Origin of the sequence: Loktanella sp. D2R18, assembly GCF_003318235.1 — a bacterium.
GTDB lineage: Bacteria > Pseudomonadota > Alphaproteobacteria > Rhodobacterales > Rhodobacteraceae > Yoonia.
In genome coordinates, this window is the sequence record NZ_QOCG01000019.1 from 105,903 (window position 1) to 123,124 (window position 17,222).

Here is a 17,222-nt window from a genome sequence, read left to right on the forward strand (position 1 = left end):
AGATGGGCGTGAAACAAGTGGGCGACCCCCAAGGAGATCAGCATGACACATGTCGTCATCGTCGGCGCAGGCCAAGCTGGCGCCGCATTGGCCGCGAAACTGCGCAAAGACGGCTTTGCGGGTGACATCACGATGATTGGGGCCGAATCTGTGCCCCCGTACCAGCGTCCACCGCTTTCAAAGGCTTATTTACTTGGGGAAATGCCTAAAGAACGGCTGTATTTGCGCCCCACCGAATTCTACGAAGATCAGCAAATTTCACTGCGTTTGAGCACCCGGGTGGTCGCAATTGACCGCCAAGACAAGACCGTCACCCTGTCCGATAACAGTGTTGTGAGCTACGACGAACTGGCACTCACAGTCGGCGCACATCCGCGCATGTTGCCCGCATCCGTCGGTGGCATGCTCGATGGGGTCTACGGAATGCGCGATCTTGACGACGCAGGTGCAATGGCACCAGCGCTCGTTGAAAGCCGGCACGTGTTGATTATCGGCGGCGGTTATATCGGGTTAGAAGCAGCGGCGGTGGCTGCGAAACGCGGGCTAAAAGTCACGTTGGTCGAAATGGCAGATCGCATTTTGCAACGAGTCGCCGCGCCGCAAACGTCGGATTATTTCCGTGCGCTACACAAGTCACACGGCGTCGATATCCGCGAAGGCGTAGGGCTTGTTCGCCTGCTTGGAGACGATCATGTCACTGGCGCGCGCCTAACCGATGGCACCGAAATCGCCATCGATTTTGCCGTTGTCGGGGTGGGAATCACCCCCGCGACGATTCTTGCCGAAAGTGCCGGGATCACAGTCGATAGCGGGATCACCACTGACGAAAACGGACGCACGTCTGACCCGCATATCTGGGCTGCAGGCGATTGCGCATCTTGTCTGTTCAAGGGCACGCGTATTCGGCTTGAAAGTGTGGGCAATGCGATCGACCAGGCCGAAACCATCGCGCGTAATATCATGGGCAACGGAGAACCCTATGTGCCCAAGCCGTGGTTCTGGTCGGATCAATATGATTGCAAATTGCAAATTGCCGGGCTGAACACTGGCTACACAGATGTTTATATCCGCAAAGGTGATGCGCCGGGCGTGCAATCGCATTGGTATTTTCAAGGCGACACATTGCTGGCGGTTGATGCGATGAATGATCCACGCAATTACATGATCGGCAAACGCCTGATCGAGGCAGGGTGCAGCCCAACACCTGCACAAATCACCGACCCCGCAACAGATATGAAGGCCCTTCTGAAACCATGAGGATCGTTGCTGGCACCCATCGCGGCACTGTGTTGGCTGATGTCGGCGCGGGTGATACGGCCGCACATTTGCGCCCAACAACAGACCGCGTGCGTGAAAGCCTGTTTAACGTGCTGCAAGGCGGTCGCTTTGGTGATCCGATTAACGGGGTTACAGTATTGGACCTTTTTGCTGGCACGGGTGCGCTCGGGCTTGAGGCACTTTCACGCGGGGCATCCCATGTGACATTCATTGAGAACGGGCGGGTGGCACAAAAACTAATCCGTGAAAACATTGCAAAGCTGCGACGCCAAGCAGACACTAAGCTGATCAGCGCAGATGCGACGCAGCTGGCAGCGGGTACAGCCTGTCGATTGGTGTTTTTGGACCCGCCTTACGGGCAAGCGCTTGGTGCAAAGGCCTTGTCTTCGGCAAACGCCGCCGGATGGATCGCGCCCGGCGCGTTGATCGTTTGGGAAGAAAGCACCGCACAAATCGCCCCACCCGGATTTTCAACACGTGATCAGCGCCGCTATGGCGACAGCTGGGTCACATTCTTAGAGGCAAATTCATGACCCCCAAACTGGTAATTTTTGATTGCGACGGCGTGCTGGTCGACACTGAACCCATGACAGATCAGATCATTTCGGCCAATCTCGCGCGTTTCGGCCTGACTATCAGCCCCAACGACGTCCATCACATGTTCGCAGGAGGCACGATTGAAGGGGTCGGCGTTGAGGCCACGCGCCGTGGCGCGCAGCTTCCCGATACTTGGGAGGCGGATATCTATGTCGAAATTTTTGCGGCCTTGCGCAAAGGCGTGCCCGTCATCGCGGGGGTGATTGACCTGATCCACGCGCTTGACCGCGCTGGGGTTAAACGCGCGATTGCATCAAACGGCCCTGTGCCCAAGATGGAAATCAGCCTCGCGCCTTCTGGGCTATTTGATCTGTTCGCCGGGCGGATTTATTCAGGTCATGATCACGGCCCCAAGCCAAGCCCCGACATGCTGCGCAAAATCATGTCAGATCACGGCGTCGGCCCGGGTGAAACGGTGATGATCGACGACATGCCTGCTGGTTTCTTAGCCGCCAAAGCTGCAGGTATGCCCTGCTTTGGCTATGTCGCAGATGGCGACCCCGCCCGCATCGGCGATACAGGTGCTACACCAATTACCCATATGGACCAAATCACACAGGCGTTGGGGCTGGGTCAAAATACCTGATTGGTGCCTAGCACTTCGGCGGGGGCAACCCACCAATCCATTTGCGAAACCTGAACAATCCGCGCGACATGGCGCGCGGTGGCCATGTCTTTGACCAACCCAAAACATGTCGCGCCCGACCCCGACATGCCTGCAACGCTGACACCGGGCAGTGAATTGAGCTTGGCAAGAACCGCGCTGATTTCAGGGGCAATCGCCTGTGCCGCAGCCTGCATATCGTTACGTTGTTCGCGCAGCCATGCCACGAAGACATCGTAATCCGTGCCATCTGGCATTGGCTTCATAGGCGCGCCGTTTTTATCGGTCATTTTGGCAAAAACTTGCGCTGTTGGCACCACGACCTTGGGGCGCACCAGGACAATCGCGCAGGTGGGCAGTTGCGGCACCGGTGTCAGTTCTTCACCAATGCCGGACATACGCATCGGATTGGGCGCTGCCAAGCAAACTGGCACATCCGCGCCAAGCGCCGCGACGGCGGGATGCTCGGCCTCAAGCGGTGCAACACCCCAAAGTTCGGCCAGCATCGCCAAGGTAATCGCAGCATCCGACGAACCACTGCCAATGCCCGCCGCATGTGGCAGATGTTTTTCTAACGTCAATGAGGCACCATTGATCACCCCACGTACCCGGCGAAGCGTCTGCGCTGCACGGATCATCAGATTGCTTTCGTCAGTTGGCACCCCGCCCGAAAACGGGCCGTGTACGCTGATCTTTAGGTCAGGCGTGATTGTCGCGCTCAACTGGTCGCAGACCCCTGCGAACACCACCAGACTATCAAGCAAATGATACCCATCGTCACGCTGCCCCGTCACATGCAAGGTGAGGTTCACCTTGGCCGGGGCGATCGCCTTAATTGTCGCCACTGGCCACCCGGATCGGCGCAAGGCCTTCGTCAACCAGTACAAGATCCAGCCCGCGCTCTAGTTTGTCACGGATACGTGCGGCGTCCTTTTCAAGCGGATCAAATGACAGCGCGCGGTGCCACTGGAACCGGGCTTCGATGGTGCGGCCAACGGCCCAATACACATCCCCTAAATGATCGTTCACCACAGCGTCGACAGGGACGAGCGCGGCAGCACTTTCAAGCAATCCAACGGCTTCGTCATAGCGCCCAAGTTGGAACAACACCCAGCCAAGACTATCGATGATCGCACCACTATCCGGGCGCGCGTCTGCCGCAGTTTCAAGCATGCCCAAAGCCTCATCAAGCTTTTCACCGCGTTCGACTAGCGAATACCCCAAATAGTTCAACACCATCGGATGATCAGGCTGGAGCGCAAGCGCCGCTCGAAAGTCTGATTCTGCACTGGACCAATCATCCGTTTGGTGATCACAGATACCACGTGTGTAATAGACAAACCATTTGGCAGGGTTGTCATCTGAATAAAGTTCGAGCGCACTTGTGTAGGCGGCTTTTGCCGCATCAAACTGTCCATCATGGCGCAGCGCATCTCCGAGGTTTGCAAAAACCTGCGGCATATCAGAATGGCTCCGCGATAGGGCATCCAGCACCTCGATGGCAGCATCAACGCGCCCGCCTGCCTCTAGAACATCAGCCCGGCCCAGTTCAGCGGCATAAAACGCGGGGTCATCGCGCGCGACACTGGTGTAGGCCGCGTTGGACAGATCATATTGTTCAAGCTTTTCCAGCAAGCCTGCGGTCATCAAAACTACGCCCGAATTGTCCGGCCACAAAAAATTCGCCGAACGGGCAAACATCAATGTGTAAGCGCTATGCGCATCATCCATCACGGCGCTAGCGGTGATATGGTAGAGCTCGGCAATGCCTTGCTGGGGGGTCGCGACTGCATCATAGGCCACAGCTTCACCTGCTGCTACCTGCGCGCGCAGCATGACCAGTTCAGGGTCCAAATTTGCTCCAAAAATCAAATCGAAAACCGTCAGCGCATCGTCATTGCGGCCCAGCTGACTAAGGATTTGAACATGGGCGATACCACTATTGCGGTTATAGCGCATCCCGCCTGCGATTGAGGTCGTAAACACGGCTTCCGCACCTTCGAAATCACCGACGGAAGCCAGCGCATAGGCCTTGTGGGTCATTCCGTAGACAGCGAGCCCGTCTGCTTCAATGACCCGGTCAAACGCCGCGCTCGCCTTGCGCATATCGCCGTTACCCAAATGCGCCCAAGCCTGCGCCACGCCATCAATCAACGGGCTTACCGTGCGGCCGTTTTCAAGCCCGCGAAAGATATCGTCCCAGTTTCCAGCGTCGGCAGCATCCGCTTGCAAGACCAAATGTGCCACCTGATTGCGGATATCAAGATCGGCAAGCGCCTCTGCGATAACCACCGCTTTATCAAAATCAGCCAGCGCAACGTAGGCGGTCAAGTTCAGGTCCAAAAGATCAGCGTTCGTCGGATCAGCAAGCAAACCTTCGGCTAAATACCGCACGCTGGTTTCAAAATTGCTGTCAAAGACGGCCTGACGGCTGGCCAAATATGCGCCTGCATCCGGATCGGCATGTGCTGCCCCACCAGAGGTCAAAAAGCAAGACACAACGAGAGCGGGAATAAAGGAACGTTTGAGCAAAATACAAATAAGCCTTATGGAAGTTTCAACTGCAGCCTACGCACAGCTGGCGAAGCTTGCAAACACGTCCTCGTGAACACAGCGGATCAAGCTAAATTGAAGGTTCAAAACACTGACGCTGGCACAAGAAGACAGGCCATAATGGCCCGCCCGCTTGCCCTGCCAAGACTGCTCCGCAACGCCTATTGCGTGTGACGTTTTACGTTTAGAGCGACACTACGCGACGAAGTGATTCGCAGTCAATAGAGTGATTCGCGAATCGGCATTAACTTACCGGGGCATACGTCCGGCAATAGGGATCAATTGGCACCGGGCTGACCAAGAACGGAGTATCGGGGGGCATACCGCTTTCTTCGAGCCAGACTCCGTTAAGGCAAAAATCCTGAGCATAGTTGCCAAGGTTAAAGCCAAACCCCGGATTGCCACAGTCATTCGCGTCGCCCCCAGCGTTCCATGCCTGTGTCACTCCAAGCCCAAGATCGCTCGGAGTCACAAAGATTTCGCGCTGCGGGTCATAGCGCAGCATCCAACTGGTGCTGGCCGTGCGCCGCGCCATGTCCCATTTCCCGAGCAGCGTGCCTTCTTGGTAGCCTGCGATCTTGAAACGCGTCACATCCGTCTCGTCGATCATCGGCTGGCCAAGCGCGCTATCAGGAATCGTCATCTGCCCGGTCATCGTGTAACCATTTGCGCCAGTCCAACAGAAGTAGAACTCTGCGGCCTGCGCTTGATGTGCGAATAGCGCAAGGACGGTCGCCCCAATACGGATCATGCGCCATTCTCGCGCATGACGTGACCCGCAAGGTAAAGCGACCCGCAGATCAATATCCGGGCGCCCGGCGTCTTGGCGGTTATCAATTTTATTGCCTCCGCGATGCTGTCGGCAGTTGTTGCTTTCATCCCAACGGCCAACGCAGCGCGGGCGGTATCCGCCGCCGGGATTGTGTTTTTTTCGTCCGGGATCGACACGGCTGTCAAGGATGCCGATACATCCGCAAGCGGTGCCAAATAGCCGCCGATATCTTTGGTGTTCAACATACCGCAGATCAAATGCACAGGCCGGGCAGGTTGCTGCTGTAACGTCGCCGCAATCGCGCGTCCCGCTGCGGGGTTATGCCCACCGTCCAACCACAATTCTGCGGGGTCTGCCAAATCGACAAGCTTCCCCTTCGTCAGGCGCTCCATACGGGCAGGCCAATAAGCCGATACGACAGCCGCTTCACATGCGGCTTCATCTTTACCAAGAAGACGCAGTGTCGCAATTGCGGCCCCTGCGTTCATAATTTGGTGCGGGCCGGGCAAGTTCGGCAGCGGCAAATCCAACAGGCCATGGTCATCTTGATAGATCAGACGATCGCGCTCTGTTCCCACATGCCATTGTTGACCATAAGCATATATCGGTGCGCCCAGACGGGCGGCAGCCGCTTCGATGACATCCATCGCTTCGTCATGCTGTGCGCCAACCACACAAGGCACGCCGCGTTTGATAATCCCCGCCTTTTCACCTGCGATCTGCGCAAGTGTATCACCCAAAAACTGTTGATGATCTAAATCGACGGGCGTAATCACAGTTATCGCAGGCTGTGCCACGACATTTGTCGCATCCAAACGACCGCCAAGCCCAACCTCTAACAACGTGTAATCAGCAGGCGTTTGCGCAAGGGCGAACAATCCGGCGACAGTCGTAATTTCGAAATAGGTTATTGGATCAGACCCGTTAGCCTCGTAGCAATGATCTAAGACGGCACAAAGCGCATCCTCAGAAATCAAATCGCCCGCAAGCCGAATGCGTTCGTGATACCGCGCTAAATGGGGTGAGGTATAAGCATGTACGGATGATCCAGCCGCTTCAAGCCCGGCGCGGATCATCGCTTGCGTTGACCCTTTGCCATTGGTGCCCGCCAAATGGATGACAGGGGGCAGGTTCTTTTGCGGGTTGCCCAGCTTTTCGAGCAACGTCCAGACACGGTCCAACGTCAGATCAATGACCTTAGGGTGTAAGGCCATCATCCGATCAAGGATCACATCAGACCCGGCGGTCACTTTTCTGGTTCCGCCGGAGTTTCAATGTGTTCTGCCACAACGGTTTCTTCGGGCGCAGGCAAATCACCCTTGATTGGGGCATCAAGCCCCATCAACATCCGCACGATCGTAACCAATTCATCCTTAAGATCGGGGCGCTTTGTCACCCGGTCCAACATTCCGTGATCCAGCAAATACTCAGCACGCTGGAAGCCTTCTGGCAGTTTTTCACCAATGGTTTGTTCGATCACGCGGGCACCAGCAAAACCGATCAGCGCATTGGGTTCGGCGATTTGCACATCACCTAGCATCGCATAGGACGCAGTAACCCCGCCCGTGGTCGGATGGGTCAAGACCACAATATAGGGCAGCCCCGCCTCTTTTAGCATCTGCACGGCAATCGTTGTGCGCGGCATTTGCATGAGGCCAAGAATACCCTCTTGCATACGTGCGCCACCGGCTGCGGAAAACAAAATCAGCGGGCGGCCCAACGCAATCGCGCGTTCGGCAGCGGCCACAATCGCATTGCCGACATACATCGACATCGACCCGCCCATGAAGGAAAAGTCTTGCACGGCGACAACAACACCGGTGCGACCCATGTCGCCTTCGGCGACCAGCATTGCATCTTTTTCGCCAGTCTTTTTACGCGCATCTTTGATCCGGTCGGTGTATTTCTTTTGGTCCCGAAAGTGCAACGGATCAGCGACAGGTTCTGGCACGGGGACATCGACAAAAACGCCGCCATCGAACACCGAAATCAGGCGATCACGCGCGGAAATCGCCATGTGATGATCGCAATTTGTACAAACATTCAGATTGTCCGCCAATTCACGGTGAAACAGCATCGTTCCGCACTCGGGACATTTCGTCCAAAGGTTCTCAGGCACCTCGCGGCGCGAAAACAGTGAATTGATCGTCGGACGGACGTAGTTGGTGATCCAGTTCATTGGCGCGCCTTTTGCAGTATTGCCTCTCAAATATGACGGGGCGTCACGAAATGCAATCAATGGCGTTCATTCAGCGAGTGACTGCGGCGCGCCATCAACTGCGCCGCGATATAAAACCGATCATTAACTGCATTTTATATCATAGACTCTACCCTGAGAAAAAATCAGCGACGAAAAGACCGAAACGGAGAGTTATGGGAACGCAAACAAAAGCCCCTCAAAAAGTTTTGCCTCAGGCGACGCGGCGCGCTCAGCCGGCAGGAGCCTCGCAGCAACACAACCCCGCATTAGCGCAATTGCGTGACGCAGCAGAACACAGCCCGGCGCTCACCAATCTGCGTCAACTTCAGCGCGACGCAAACGCCCTGACTAGGGGACCGCTTCAGCGGGTAGTTAAAAAAAATTCGGTCCCGTGGGGCCTGGACAAAGACAAGTGGCTGTCATCGGAAACGGGCGGCAAGCTATACGAGACAGAACAATTGGCGCAGGAAGCCGACGACGCGGCAAGAGCAATGAGAGAGATCGCCGAGGAAGCGGCTTGGCAACAACAAGCGGATCAACACCGCTGGAAGTTTCGGGACACGACCGGCCGCCTAACCGCACATTATGAGGATGGATGGGGCACACTGTACGGCATCACTTCAAGCGCCGCACTCCAACAATACATTTCTCAGCACAAAGTCGATGGCGATGTGCCCGGAAAATATACGATCGACTTGGGCCGCTTTAACCACGCAGTTGAACACTCCAGACAAAAATGCACGATCATGTATGATGTCTGGGAAAAAGAAATCGAGGTAGGACCAATTAAACGGAACATCGCGGTGCGCGATGTTTTTCACTGTGGGCCAACGTCTGGCTAAATTACGTTATCGCCGGATCGCGATCCTTGCGGCGAGCCACATGACCAGCACCGAGAGGAACTGCGCCGCCATCTGTAAAATCACCCAAGGTGTCATCAGCGCCTCGATACCGTCGCTATAAGACGCTGGGTCTTCGTAGGGGAATAGAAACAGCGCGACACCGCTCCCCGGCCAACCGGCGATCGCATAAAGTAAAATCGCAAAAGCATTGTTCGCAAGGTGCAGCCCGATTGCAGGACCCAAATTGCCACTTCGCGCGGTCAGATCAGCACAAGCGGCCCCCAGCATCGCGGCCCAAAACGCCCAAAGCGCCCCTTCGGCAGCCCCGTGACCGTTCCAATAATGGAGCCCACCAAACAAAACTGACGGGATGCCCATCCAAACCCACCGCCGCGAAGAAAGATTGGCCAGTTGTTGTTGCAGATAGCCGCGAAACATCAGCTCTTCGGTGCCGACTTGGACCAATAATACAAATAGCGTGATTGGAATCAGCGCCACCCAGCCCATCAATGGGCGCATTTTTGCGCCGCTAAAATCGTACCATGGGGGCAACAGCTCTTGTGCGCAAAGAACCGCTGCGACGGCCAAGGTCACAGCAACAAGATCACGCCACGCGGCATCCACAGGCCCGATCATCGTCCAAAACCCCCGCCCATGCAGTAGGTTCACCAACATCACCAATCCGGCCCCGCCAATGCCAAATGTTAGAAACTGCATCAGTGTCCCAAAGGTTGAAACACCTTCTACATATGCGTTTTGCGCCCCGATCGGCGCTAAAAATTCGGCTACGATACTGCTGGAAAGCGCAAAAATCAGCTCGAATCCGACAACCACAAACACAATCCGCCACAGCTGTGCCCGCCGTGCGGCGGCGGCGATAAACGACTGATGGGGCGCATATGGGTCAGACATGCGGGACATTAGGCCGCGCATCAACGCAGCTGCAAGCACAGTTCTAACTTGCGTCACCTGCGCCCAACTTTTAGACCTTGCCCAAATGTTCCCGGGAGACAAGCTAATGCTTAAAGGCAAAGCCGATAAAACCAACCTACCAAGCCGTCACGTCACAGAAGGCCCAAGCCGCGCGCCACACCGGTCGTATTTCTACGCGATGGGTCTGGACGAAGACGATATTGCACAGCCATTTGTTGGCGTTGCCACCTGCTGGAACGAAGCAGCCCCTTGTAACATTTCGCTGAATCGTCAGGCGCAGGCTGTTAAGCTTGGCGTCAAGGCGGCCAACGGCACCCCGCGCGAATTCACGACCATCACAGTCACCGACGGCATCGCGATGGGCCACGAAGGCATGCGTTCGTCGCTCGCTTCACGTGAAGCCATTGCCGACACCGTTGAATTGACCATGCGCGGCCACTGCTATGACGCGATTGTGGGTCTTGCGGGTTGTGACAAATCCTTGCCCGGCATGATGATGGCGATGGTGCGTTTGAACACGCCGTCAGTATTTATCTACGGTGGCTCAATCCTTCCGGGGCGGTTGAATGGCAAAGACGTGACTGTCCAAGACGTGTTCGAGGCCGTTGGCCAACACCAAGCTGGCAATATGTCTGACGCAGAGCTTGAAGTGCTTGAACGCGTCGCATGCCCCTCTGCGGGCGCATGTGGTGGTCAGTTTACCGCCAACACAATGGCCTGTGTCTCCGAGGCGATCGGCCTTGCCCTGATGAACTCATCCGGTGCCCCTGCCCCATATGAGAGCCGCGATCAATATGGCGAGGCATCTGGTCAGGCTGTCATGAACCTGATCGAAAAGAACATCCGCGCGCGTGACATCGTTACACGCAAGTCGCTGGAAAACGCGGCACGTGTGGTGGCCTGTACCGGTGGCTCTACAAATGCGGGTCTGCACCTACCTGCTATTGCGCATGAAGCTGGAATTGATTTTGACCTTGGCGATGTTTGCGACATCTTCCGCGACACACCTTACTTTGTCGATCTGAAGCCGGGCGGCCAATATGTGGCCAAAGATCTTTATGAGGCTGGCGGCGTTCCTGTTGTGATGAAAGAACTGCGCAAAGCAGGCTTGATGCACGAAGACTGCATGACCGCAACGGGCCGAACCATGGGCGAAGAGCTCGACATGATCAAAGGCGAAGCTGACGGCAAGGTTATCTACTCTGTCGAAAACCCAATCACCAAAACAGGTGGTGTTGTTGGGCTTAAGGGTAATGTGGCCCCAGAAGGCGCAATTGTGAAAGTCGCTGGCATGAGCGAAGACCAGCAAGTCTTTACCGGCCCAGCCCGCGTATTTGAATGTGAAGAGGAAGCCTTTGAAGCGGTCAAAGCCCGCGAATACAAAGAAGGCGAAGTATTGGTCATCCGCAACGAAGGCCCATCAGGCGGCCCCGGCATGCGTGAAATGCTCGCCACAACCGCTGCTTTGTCTGGCCAAGGCATGGGTAAAAAGGTCGCGCTGATCACGGACGGTCGCTTCTCTGGGGCGACACGCGGGTTCTGTGTGGGCCACGTTGGACCGGAGGCCGCACATGGTGGTCCGATTGCCTTGCTCGAAGATGGGGATGTGATCACCATCAACGCGATCACTGGCGAATTGTCCGTTGATTTGACGGATGATGTGCTGGCGGCACGCAAAGCCAATTGGACAGGTGCGAAGGATACGATCTATGCATCTGGCGCGCTGTGGAAATACGCGCAGCTGGTTGGGTCCACACGTCTTGGGGCGGTCACACACCCCGGCGCGAAAGACGAAAAACACATTTACATGGACCTCTAGACCCATGTTTCGCGCTCTCGCGTGTCTGGCTGGGGTGTTGGCGTTCGCCGCTTGCACCCCGGATGCCGCGCAAAAATCTGTGATTTTCAATGAAAGCAGTGTCATTGTCCAAGCCCCAACCGGGTATTGCATTGACGGCCCAGCCAGCATACCCAGTTCCGGGTTTGCCGTGATTGCGCCTTGCGCCTCATTGGGCGGCACACAGGCGATGCCCAGCGCAGCGGCTGTCGCAACAATTCAAATCGGCGCGGCAGAATCTGGCGCAGTGGACGGTTCTGAAGCCACGCTGCGAGATTTCTTGGAAAGCGATGCGGGTGCAACACTCCTTAGTAGTAGCGGCGATAGCAGCACGATCAGCGCGGTTGAAGCCCAAGCCGCCGATGGCCGCGTTATCGTCCATTTCAACGACAGCGCACCCCACAGGCTACAGGGCCTGCAGACACAGGAATGGCGCGCGTTCAAAGACGTCAACGGGCGGCTCGTGACGGTCGCACTGCGCGGGTTGGCAAGTGTACCGCTTGATGACAGCACAGGTATTTGGTTGCTCAACGCGATGACCACTGCCGTGAAACCCGTTGTGTTTGAATCGGCTGCGCAGACATCTGAACCTTAAGAGCATTCATGCTAGACTAGGTGTGCAACAAAGGGCGACGCATCGTGATGAACCCAAATTCAGTTCTTGGACGGCTCGCGCAAAGGGTATCGCTCGCGCGGTGGGCAAAGGCTGCGCGCGCTGCAAATAGCACCGAACTGACCAAACTGCGCGCGCTGCGCCAAAATGCACGGCAGTTATTGGCGCCACTGCAAGAGCTTAACCAAATCGCGGAAACCCGTCTAGCACGCCCGCGTATCGGGTCCACCACATTTGCCCGCCCTGTTGGCACCGACTGGTCCTGGCGGCCAATGGTTTGGCGGGCTGCCCTACCCAAACGCGGGCTGGCCCCTGCAAAAAACAAAGACAGGCTAGGCCACGAGATTGGAATTTTCCACGACTGCAAACAGCCCGAAATCACGTTGTCGCAATACCGCAATTCTGACTCCGATGATCTGGCGGCATATGGTGTCGCACTTGAGGTATTTCATTTCGACGGGAGCTTCTTGTCACTTGTGCTTGATCTGCCTACATCGGCCTGTGATGGGTTAAAAAAACGGCATGTTCTTGAAATTGCCGCTGTCATCGACCGCGAGGTACCGATCAACATTTATGCGCGGCTGAACCTGAAACATGGCCCCAATACAGAGCAATCCCTTTTGACGTTGCCAGCAGAGCATCGTGAATCCTCGGTCGCATTTGATCTCGCGTATATGCAAGTCAATGAAGCCCGCGCAGAAAAAATCTGGATCGACCTCTTGTTCGAAACCCCGCAAATGAACAAAATTACGATCCGCGATGTTACCGTTTGCCGCTATCCACGCGCGGAAATCTAGGGCGAAGGATATAGGATGACCAAATATACACTCACAAAAACCCGGATCGAGAACGGTATTTGGCATGGTGTGCTGACCGGCGGCGGCAACACACAACCGCAACTCACCGCGACCCATCAAGGCGTAAAACTGTCCGAGGTTGCACTAGAGCATGACACCACCCAAAACTACTGGATGGTCGCAGTTACGGTGCCAGCAGCGGCGATCACCGAAGGAATACAAACCGTTCTGATTAGCGATGAAAACGGTACAAAGCTCGCCAGCTTTTCGTTGGTTGCGGGGGGCCCTCTGGAAGATGATATTCGCGCCGAAGTTGACCTTTTACGCGCTGAGTTGGACCTGCTCAAATCCGCGTTCCGGGCACATTGCAACAATAGTTGAAAGTCAAATTCCGCCAATTCATATGACAAGACAGACTACCAATCGAAAAGCCCCAGTCTTGCCTTTAATCTTAGGTACATGCCTTAACCGCATCGTTATTTGCATCTACCAGTTCTACCAATTTTTCCTCAGAAATGCCGAGATTTTGCCCAAGAGCTCTTACGTCAGACAGGCCGTCATTTTTCCCTGATTGCATAACGCCCACGAAGATAATCCGTGCCGCGTCCAATTCATCTGGATGAGAGCCCTCTAAATTAGCGGCCGCACAACTGCATCCACGCAGTGAAATTGAATTATGCATAAATCTTAGATAGCTTATGGGGCCGTCATCTTTACGCCATGAGGTCGCAAAAACACCCTGACAGGCTATTACGTATTCCAGCCCCTGTTCGGACAGCGTATATTTCGAGGCTGCAATTTGTTCACGTATCCCGTAGGAAATAAGCGGGACACAAATAGCAGCGGCGATCATAGTTATGTGACGAGTTAGCTTCTTCAATCTTTCATTACCTTTTCAAAGTGGTTTGTCGCCCTACGCAACTATAGCCACCGGCAGCTTTTTTCCGCATAATTACCCCCAGTATAAGAAACCATGAAAGCACGGACTGCATCATTACGCCACGTATTAGGTGACGCTCACGTCAACTTCGGGCATGGTTCGCAAAATTGGGAGGCCCGCATGACCACATATCCACATCTACTTGCCCCGCTTGATCTGGGGTTCACGACCTTGAAAAACCGCGTGTTGATGGGGTCGATGCATACTGGGCTTGAGGAAACAAAAGACTGGAACCGTGTTGCAGAATTCTATGCTGCGCGGGCACGCGGGCAGGTCGGATTGATCGTCACAGGTGGCATGGCCCCCAACCCCGAAGGCGGCGTTTTTCCCGGTGCTGCGGGGCTATTTTCGGATGAAGATATCACCAACCACCGTGTTGTGACTGACCGGGTCCATGCGGCGGGCGGTAAAATCGCCATGCAGATCCTACATGCTGGGCGCTATGCTTATAGCCCTAAATGCGTCGCGCCTTCCGCCGTGAAATCGCCCATCTCGCCGTTCGCGCCCATTGAATTGGACGCTGACGGGATCGAAAAGCAAATCAGCGATATGGTCACCGCCGCCTCCCGCGCCCAAGAGGCAGGGTATGATGGGGTCGAGGTGATGGGCTCCGAAGGCTATTTCCTGAACCAGTTCCTGGTCACCCATACCAACAAGCGCACCGATGCATGGGGCGGCTCTTATGAAAACCGGATGCGTCTTCCCGTTGAAGTCGTCCGCAGGGTCCGCAAAGCTATCGGTCCCGATTTCATCGTGATTTACCGGCTCTCGATGATTGATCTCATTCCAAACGGATCAACTTGGCAAGAGGTTGTGCAGCTGGCCAAAGCGATTGAGGCCGCAGGTGCCACGATTCTCAATACGGGGATCGGTTGGCACGAAGCCCGTATCCCGACGATTGCGACATCGGTCCCCCGCGCCGCCTTTACTTGGGTGACTAAGAAACTGATGGGCAGCGTTGATATTCCGATTATCACCTCTAACCGCATCAATACGCCAGAGATCGGCGAGGCCGTACTCGCGGACGGCTGTGCCAATATGATCAGCATGGCCCGCCCATTCTTGGCTGATGCCGATTTTGTCGCCAAGGCTGCCGCCGGCCAATCGGCGCAAATCGCGCCCTGCATTGCCTGCAACCAAGCCTGCCTTGACCATACGTTCAGCGGCAAGCTGACGTCGTGTTTGGTCAACCCGCGCGCCTGTCATGAAACTGAACTGAACATCCAACCAACGGATAACCCAAAGACAATCGCCGTTGTTGGCGCAGGGCCCGCTGGGCTGTCTGCGGCAATAGCCAGCGCTGAACGTGGACATCGGGTCACTCTTTTTGACAGGGCGTCAGAACTGGGCGGCCAATTGAATATGGCGAAACAGGTCCCCGGCAAAGAAGAGTTTTGGGGGCTCGTCGATTACTTCCGCACGATGATTGAAACGGCTGGTGTCGAAGTGGTTTTAAACACCTCAGCGACCCCTAAATTGCTGGCGAATTTTGACGAAGTGATCGTCGCGACTGGTGTTACCCCCCGTGATCCTGAAATTCCCGGCCAAGACGGGCCAAATGTGCTGTCATACATCGATGTGCTACGCGGCAAAGCAGAGGTCGGCAAACGCGTCGCAATTATCGGTGCGGGTGGCATCGGGTTTGACGTTGCCGAGTTTCTGGTTACCGGTGAAAGCCCCACTGAAAACCTTGAGGAATGGCTCGTGGAATGGGGCGTTGGCGACCCTGAAATCACTCGTGGTGGGCTGAGTGCTGACGGGCCACAACCCGAGGCCCCAACACGTGAAGTCACGCTGCTACAACGCAAATCCGCGAAACTTGGCAAAGGGTTAGGCAAAACGACCGGCTGGATTCACCGCGCCACATTGCAGATGAAAAATGTCTCGATGGTTGGCGGCGTGAACTATGAAAAGATTGATGCCGCGGGACTGCATGTTTCACGTGGCGAAGCCCATGAAAACCCGGAACTGATTGCCGTGGATACCATCGTTCTATGCGCCGGACAGGTGCCCGATCGCAGCCTTGCGGATCAGCTGATCGCAGTTGGCAAAACCGTCCATGTGATCGGCGGGGCGGACGTCGCTGCGGAGCTGGATGCTAAGCGCGCGATCAATCAGGGCGTGCGCATATCTGCAATGCTATAACTCAAACGTGAAAATCGCCTTGAAACAAGCGATTATCTGTCAGAAACGTGGCTGATACCCCGGATTTGTCAGGCATATGTCCCATTCCTGCCTGATTTCACCGTCAAGAAATACGGGTGAAGTTAGATTTTAGGAATGTGTATGGATCGCCTGACAGAAATGGAAGCCTTTGCTACGGTTGTTGACCAAGGCGGTTTCACGGATGCGGCTAAAAAGATGGGGATTTCAAAATCCGCCGTTTCCAAACATGTTTCCTCGCTTGAAGCACGCCTTGGCGCGCGCCTGCTCAACCGAACGACGCGCCGGGTCAGCCCAACCGAAATCGGACTTGCCTATTACGATCGTGCTTGCCGTGTTTTGAACGACGCCGGCGAAGCGGATGCGCTTGTGACCTCAATGCAATCCGCGCCCTCTGGCCTATTGCGGATCAGTGTCGCCACCGATTTTGGGGTAAACCACCTGTCGCCTGTGCTGGGTGATTTCTTGCGCGAATTTCCAGACATCACGGTCAACATGGTGTTGAACAATCGTTACGTCGAACTAATTTCCGAAGGCTTCGACATGGCCGTGCGTATTGGTGAACTGGAAGACAGCACACTGCGCGCGCGCAAGTTGTCAGAAACCACCCGCCGCATGATCGCAAGCCCCGCCTATTTTGAACAATACGGGCGACCAGAAAAGATCGACGATCTGAACGATCACAAGCTATTGCACTATTCCAATCAGGCAAACTCTGCCGTGTGGAAATTAACCGCACCTTCTGGCGAAAAGCGCCAAGTGCGCACGGCTGGGTGGTTGACGGTGAATGATGGTCAATCGCTTCTGAACGCATGCGTAAGCGGTTTGGGAATCGCCTATTTGCCATCGTTCTTATACGCGGATGCGCTGCGGCAAGGTCTGGTCGAAGAAGCCATCCCTGACCTTCCCGTTGAAACCCAAGGCATCTATGCCGTCTACCCGCCGGGACGGTTTACACAACCCAAGGTGCGGGCATTCATTGATTTTCTTGCGCACGCATTCGCCGATAAAAACCCCAACACTTGGTAAGCCCGCGATCGGTTTTCTTTGCGCGATTAAACCTGAATTAATGAAGCGGCGCTATTTTCGCGCC

Annotated in this window: 17 protein-coding genes; 10 read left to right on the forward strand and 7 right to left on the reverse strand. The window is 55.5% G+C overall.

Annotated elements, in window-relative coordinates; all coding sequences use genetic code 11:
- Positions 1-42 precede the first annotated feature (42 nt).
- Genes DS901_RS10860 through DS901_RS10870 form a run of 3 tightly spaced genes read left to right on the forward strand, consistent with a single transcriptional unit; the run spans position 43 to position 2,461 of the window.
- A complete protein-coding gene (locus DS901_RS10860; RefSeq protein ID WP_113776955.1) occupies positions 43-1,257 on the forward strand; it encodes an NAD(P)/FAD-dependent oxidoreductase in 1,215 nt (404 codons plus the stop codon).
- Positions 1,254-1,811: a 16S rRNA (guanine(966)-N(2))-methyltransferase RsmD gene (rsmD, locus tag DS901_RS10865; RefSeq protein ID WP_113776956.1), complete on the forward strand. Its 558-nt coding sequence runs from the start codon at positions 1,254-1,256 to the stop codon at positions 1,809-1,811. Before DS901_RS10860 ends, rsmD begins: the two co-directional genes overlap by 4 nt.
- A complete protein-coding gene (locus DS901_RS10870; RefSeq protein WP_113776957.1) occupies positions 1,808-2,461 on the forward strand; it encodes an HAD family hydrolase in 654 nt (217 codons plus the stop codon). The genes rsmD and DS901_RS10870 overlap by 4 nt, the downstream gene beginning before the upstream one ends.
- On the opposite strand, the gene DS901_RS10875 is transcribed toward DS901_RS10870, so the two are convergent.
- The 5 genes from DS901_RS10875 to accD form a co-directional block, all read right to left on the reverse strand.
- Entirely contained in the window at positions 2,449-3,324 is an 876-nt protein-coding gene (locus DS901_RS10875; RefSeq protein WP_113776958.1) for a 4-(cytidine 5'-diphospho)-2-C-methyl-D-erythritol kinase, read from the reverse strand. The genes DS901_RS10870 and DS901_RS10875 overlap by 13 nt on opposite strands.
- Positions 3,311-5,011, reverse strand: a complete 1,701-nt coding sequence (locus DS901_RS10880; RefSeq protein WP_258546700.1) for a tetratricopeptide repeat protein — start codon at positions 5,009-5,011, stop codon at positions 3,311-3,313. The genes DS901_RS10875 and DS901_RS10880 overlap by 14 nt, the downstream gene beginning before the upstream one ends.
- A gap of 265 nt (positions 5,012-5,276) precedes the next feature.
- Positions 5,277-5,783: a hypothetical protein gene (locus tag DS901_RS10885; protein WP_113776960.1), complete on the reverse strand. Its 507-nt coding sequence runs from the start codon at positions 5,781-5,783 to the stop codon at positions 5,277-5,279.
- Positions 5,780-7,021, reverse strand: coding sequence for a bifunctional folylpolyglutamate synthase/dihydrofolate synthase (locus DS901_RS10890; protein ID WP_113777036.1), 1,242 nt, complete (start codon positions 7,019-7,021; stop codon positions 5,780-5,782). Before DS901_RS10890 ends, DS901_RS10885 begins: the two co-directional genes overlap by 4 nt.
- A gap of 29 nt (positions 7,022-7,050) precedes the next feature.
- A complete protein-coding gene (accD, locus tag DS901_RS10895; protein ID WP_113776961.1) occupies positions 7,051-7,983 on the reverse strand; it encodes an acetyl-CoA carboxylase, carboxyltransferase subunit beta in 933 nt (310 codons plus the stop codon).
- 50 nt (positions 7,984-8,033) lie between these two features.
- On the opposite strand from accD, the gene DS901_RS10900 reads away from it, so the two are divergent.
- Positions 8,034-8,846: a hypothetical protein gene (locus DS901_RS10900; protein ID WP_113776962.1), complete on the forward strand. Its 813-nt coding sequence runs from the start codon at positions 8,034-8,036 to the stop codon at positions 8,844-8,846.
- Positions 8,847-8,852: 6 nt separating this feature from the next.
- On the opposite strand, the gene DS901_RS10905 is transcribed toward DS901_RS10900, so the two are convergent.
- Positions 8,853-9,815, reverse strand: coding sequence for a CPBP family intramembrane glutamic endopeptidase (locus DS901_RS10905; RefSeq protein ID WP_258546702.1), 963 nt, complete (start codon positions 9,813-9,815; stop codon positions 8,853-8,855).
- Positions 9,816-9,864: 49 nt separating this feature from the next.
- On the opposite strand from DS901_RS10905, the gene ilvD reads away from it, so the two are divergent.
- The 4 genes from ilvD to DS901_RS10925 are packed head-to-tail and all read left to right on the forward strand — an operon-like array spanning position 9,865 to position 13,407.
- Positions 9,865-11,598, forward strand: coding sequence for a dihydroxy-acid dehydratase (gene ilvD, locus DS901_RS10910; RefSeq protein WP_113776963.1), 1,734 nt, complete (start codon positions 9,865-9,867; stop codon positions 11,596-11,598).
- Positions 11,599-11,602: 4 nt separating this feature from the next.
- Complete coding sequence (locus DS901_RS10915; protein ID WP_113776964.1) at positions 11,603-12,211, forward strand: dihydroxy-acid dehydratase; 609 nt, start codon at positions 11,603-11,605, stop codon at positions 12,209-12,211.
- Between the two features lie 47 nt (positions 12,212-12,258).
- Positions 12,259-13,026 carry a DUF6478 family protein gene (locus DS901_RS10920; protein ID WP_113776965.1) on the forward strand — a complete coding sequence of 256 codons (768 nt, stop codon included), beginning with the start codon at positions 12,259-12,261 and terminating at the stop codon, positions 13,024-13,026.
- Between the two features lie 15 nt (positions 13,027-13,041).
- Positions 13,042-13,407 (forward strand): hypothetical protein, encoded by a 366-nt coding sequence (locus DS901_RS10925; protein WP_113776966.1) that lies wholly within the window; start codon positions 13,042-13,044, stop codon positions 13,405-13,407.
- 70 nt (positions 13,408-13,477) lie between these two features.
- On the opposite strand, the gene DS901_RS10930 is transcribed toward DS901_RS10925, so the two are convergent.
- Positions 13,478-13,879, reverse strand: coding sequence for a hypothetical protein (locus tag DS901_RS10930; RefSeq protein WP_113776967.1), 402 nt, complete (start codon positions 13,877-13,879; stop codon positions 13,478-13,480).
- Positions 13,880-14,086: 207 nt separating this feature from the next.
- Between DS901_RS10930 and DS901_RS10935 the strand changes: the two genes are divergently transcribed.
- Both DS901_RS10935 and DS901_RS10940 read left to right on the forward strand, forming a co-directional pair.
- Positions 14,087-16,111, forward strand: a complete 2,025-nt coding sequence (locus tag DS901_RS10935) for an NADPH-dependent 2,4-dienoyl-CoA reductase (protein WP_113776968.1) — start codon at positions 14,087-14,089, stop codon at positions 16,109-16,111.
- 141 nt (positions 16,112-16,252) lie between these two features.
- Positions 16,253-17,158, forward strand: a complete 906-nt coding sequence (locus DS901_RS10940) for a LysR family transcriptional regulator (RefSeq protein WP_113776969.1) — start codon at positions 16,253-16,255, stop codon at positions 17,156-17,158.
- The last annotated feature ends 64 nt before the right edge of the window (positions 17,159-17,222 follow it).

Coding starts and splice junctions, on each gene's coding strand:
- DS901_RS10860 (WP_113776955.1), top strand. CDS start 43: ATGACACATGTCGTCATCGTCGGCGCAGGCCAAGCTGGCGCCGCATTG.
- rsmD (WP_113776956.1), top strand. CDS start 1,254: ATGAGGATCGTTGCTGGCACCCATCGCGGCACTGTGTTGGCTGATGTC.
- DS901_RS10870 (WP_113776957.1), top strand. CDS start 1,808: ATGACCCCCAAACTGGTAATTTTTGATTGCGACGGCGTGCTGGTCGAC.
- DS901_RS10885 (WP_113776960.1), bottom strand. CDS start 5,783: ATGATCCGTATTGGGGCGACCGTCCTTGCGCTATTCGCACATCAAGCG.
- DS901_RS10890 (WP_113777036.1), bottom strand. CDS start 7,021: ATGATGGCCTTACACCCTAAGGTCATTGATCTGACGTTGGACCGTGTC.
- accD (WP_113776961.1), bottom strand. CDS start 7,983: ATGAACTGGATCACCAACTACGTCCGTCCGACGATCAATTCACTGTTT.
- DS901_RS10900 (WP_113776962.1), top strand. CDS start 8,034: ATGCAATCAATGGCGTTCATTCAGCGAGTGACTGCGGCGCGCCATCAA.
- ilvD (WP_113776963.1), top strand. CDS start 9,865: ATGCTTAAAGGCAAAGCCGATAAAACCAACCTACCAAGCCGTCACGTC.
- DS901_RS10915 (WP_113776964.1), top strand. CDS start 11,603: ATGTTTCGCGCTCTCGCGTGTCTGGCTGGGGTGTTGGCGTTCGCCGCT.
- DS901_RS10920 (WP_113776965.1), top strand. CDS start 12,259: ATGAACCCAAATTCAGTTCTTGGACGGCTCGCGCAAAGGGTATCGCTC.
- DS901_RS10925 (WP_113776966.1), top strand. CDS start 13,042: ATGACCAAATATACACTCACAAAAACCCGGATCGAGAACGGTATTTGG.
- DS901_RS10930 (WP_113776967.1), bottom strand. CDS start 13,879: ATGATCGCCGCTGCTATTTGTGTCCCGCTTATTTCCTACGGGATACGT.
- DS901_RS10935 (WP_113776968.1), top strand. CDS start 14,087: ATGACCACATATCCACATCTACTTGCCCCGCTTGATCTGGGGTTCACG.
- DS901_RS10940 (WP_113776969.1), top strand. CDS start 16,253: ATGGATCGCCTGACAGAAATGGAAGCCTTTGCTACGGTTGTTGACCAA.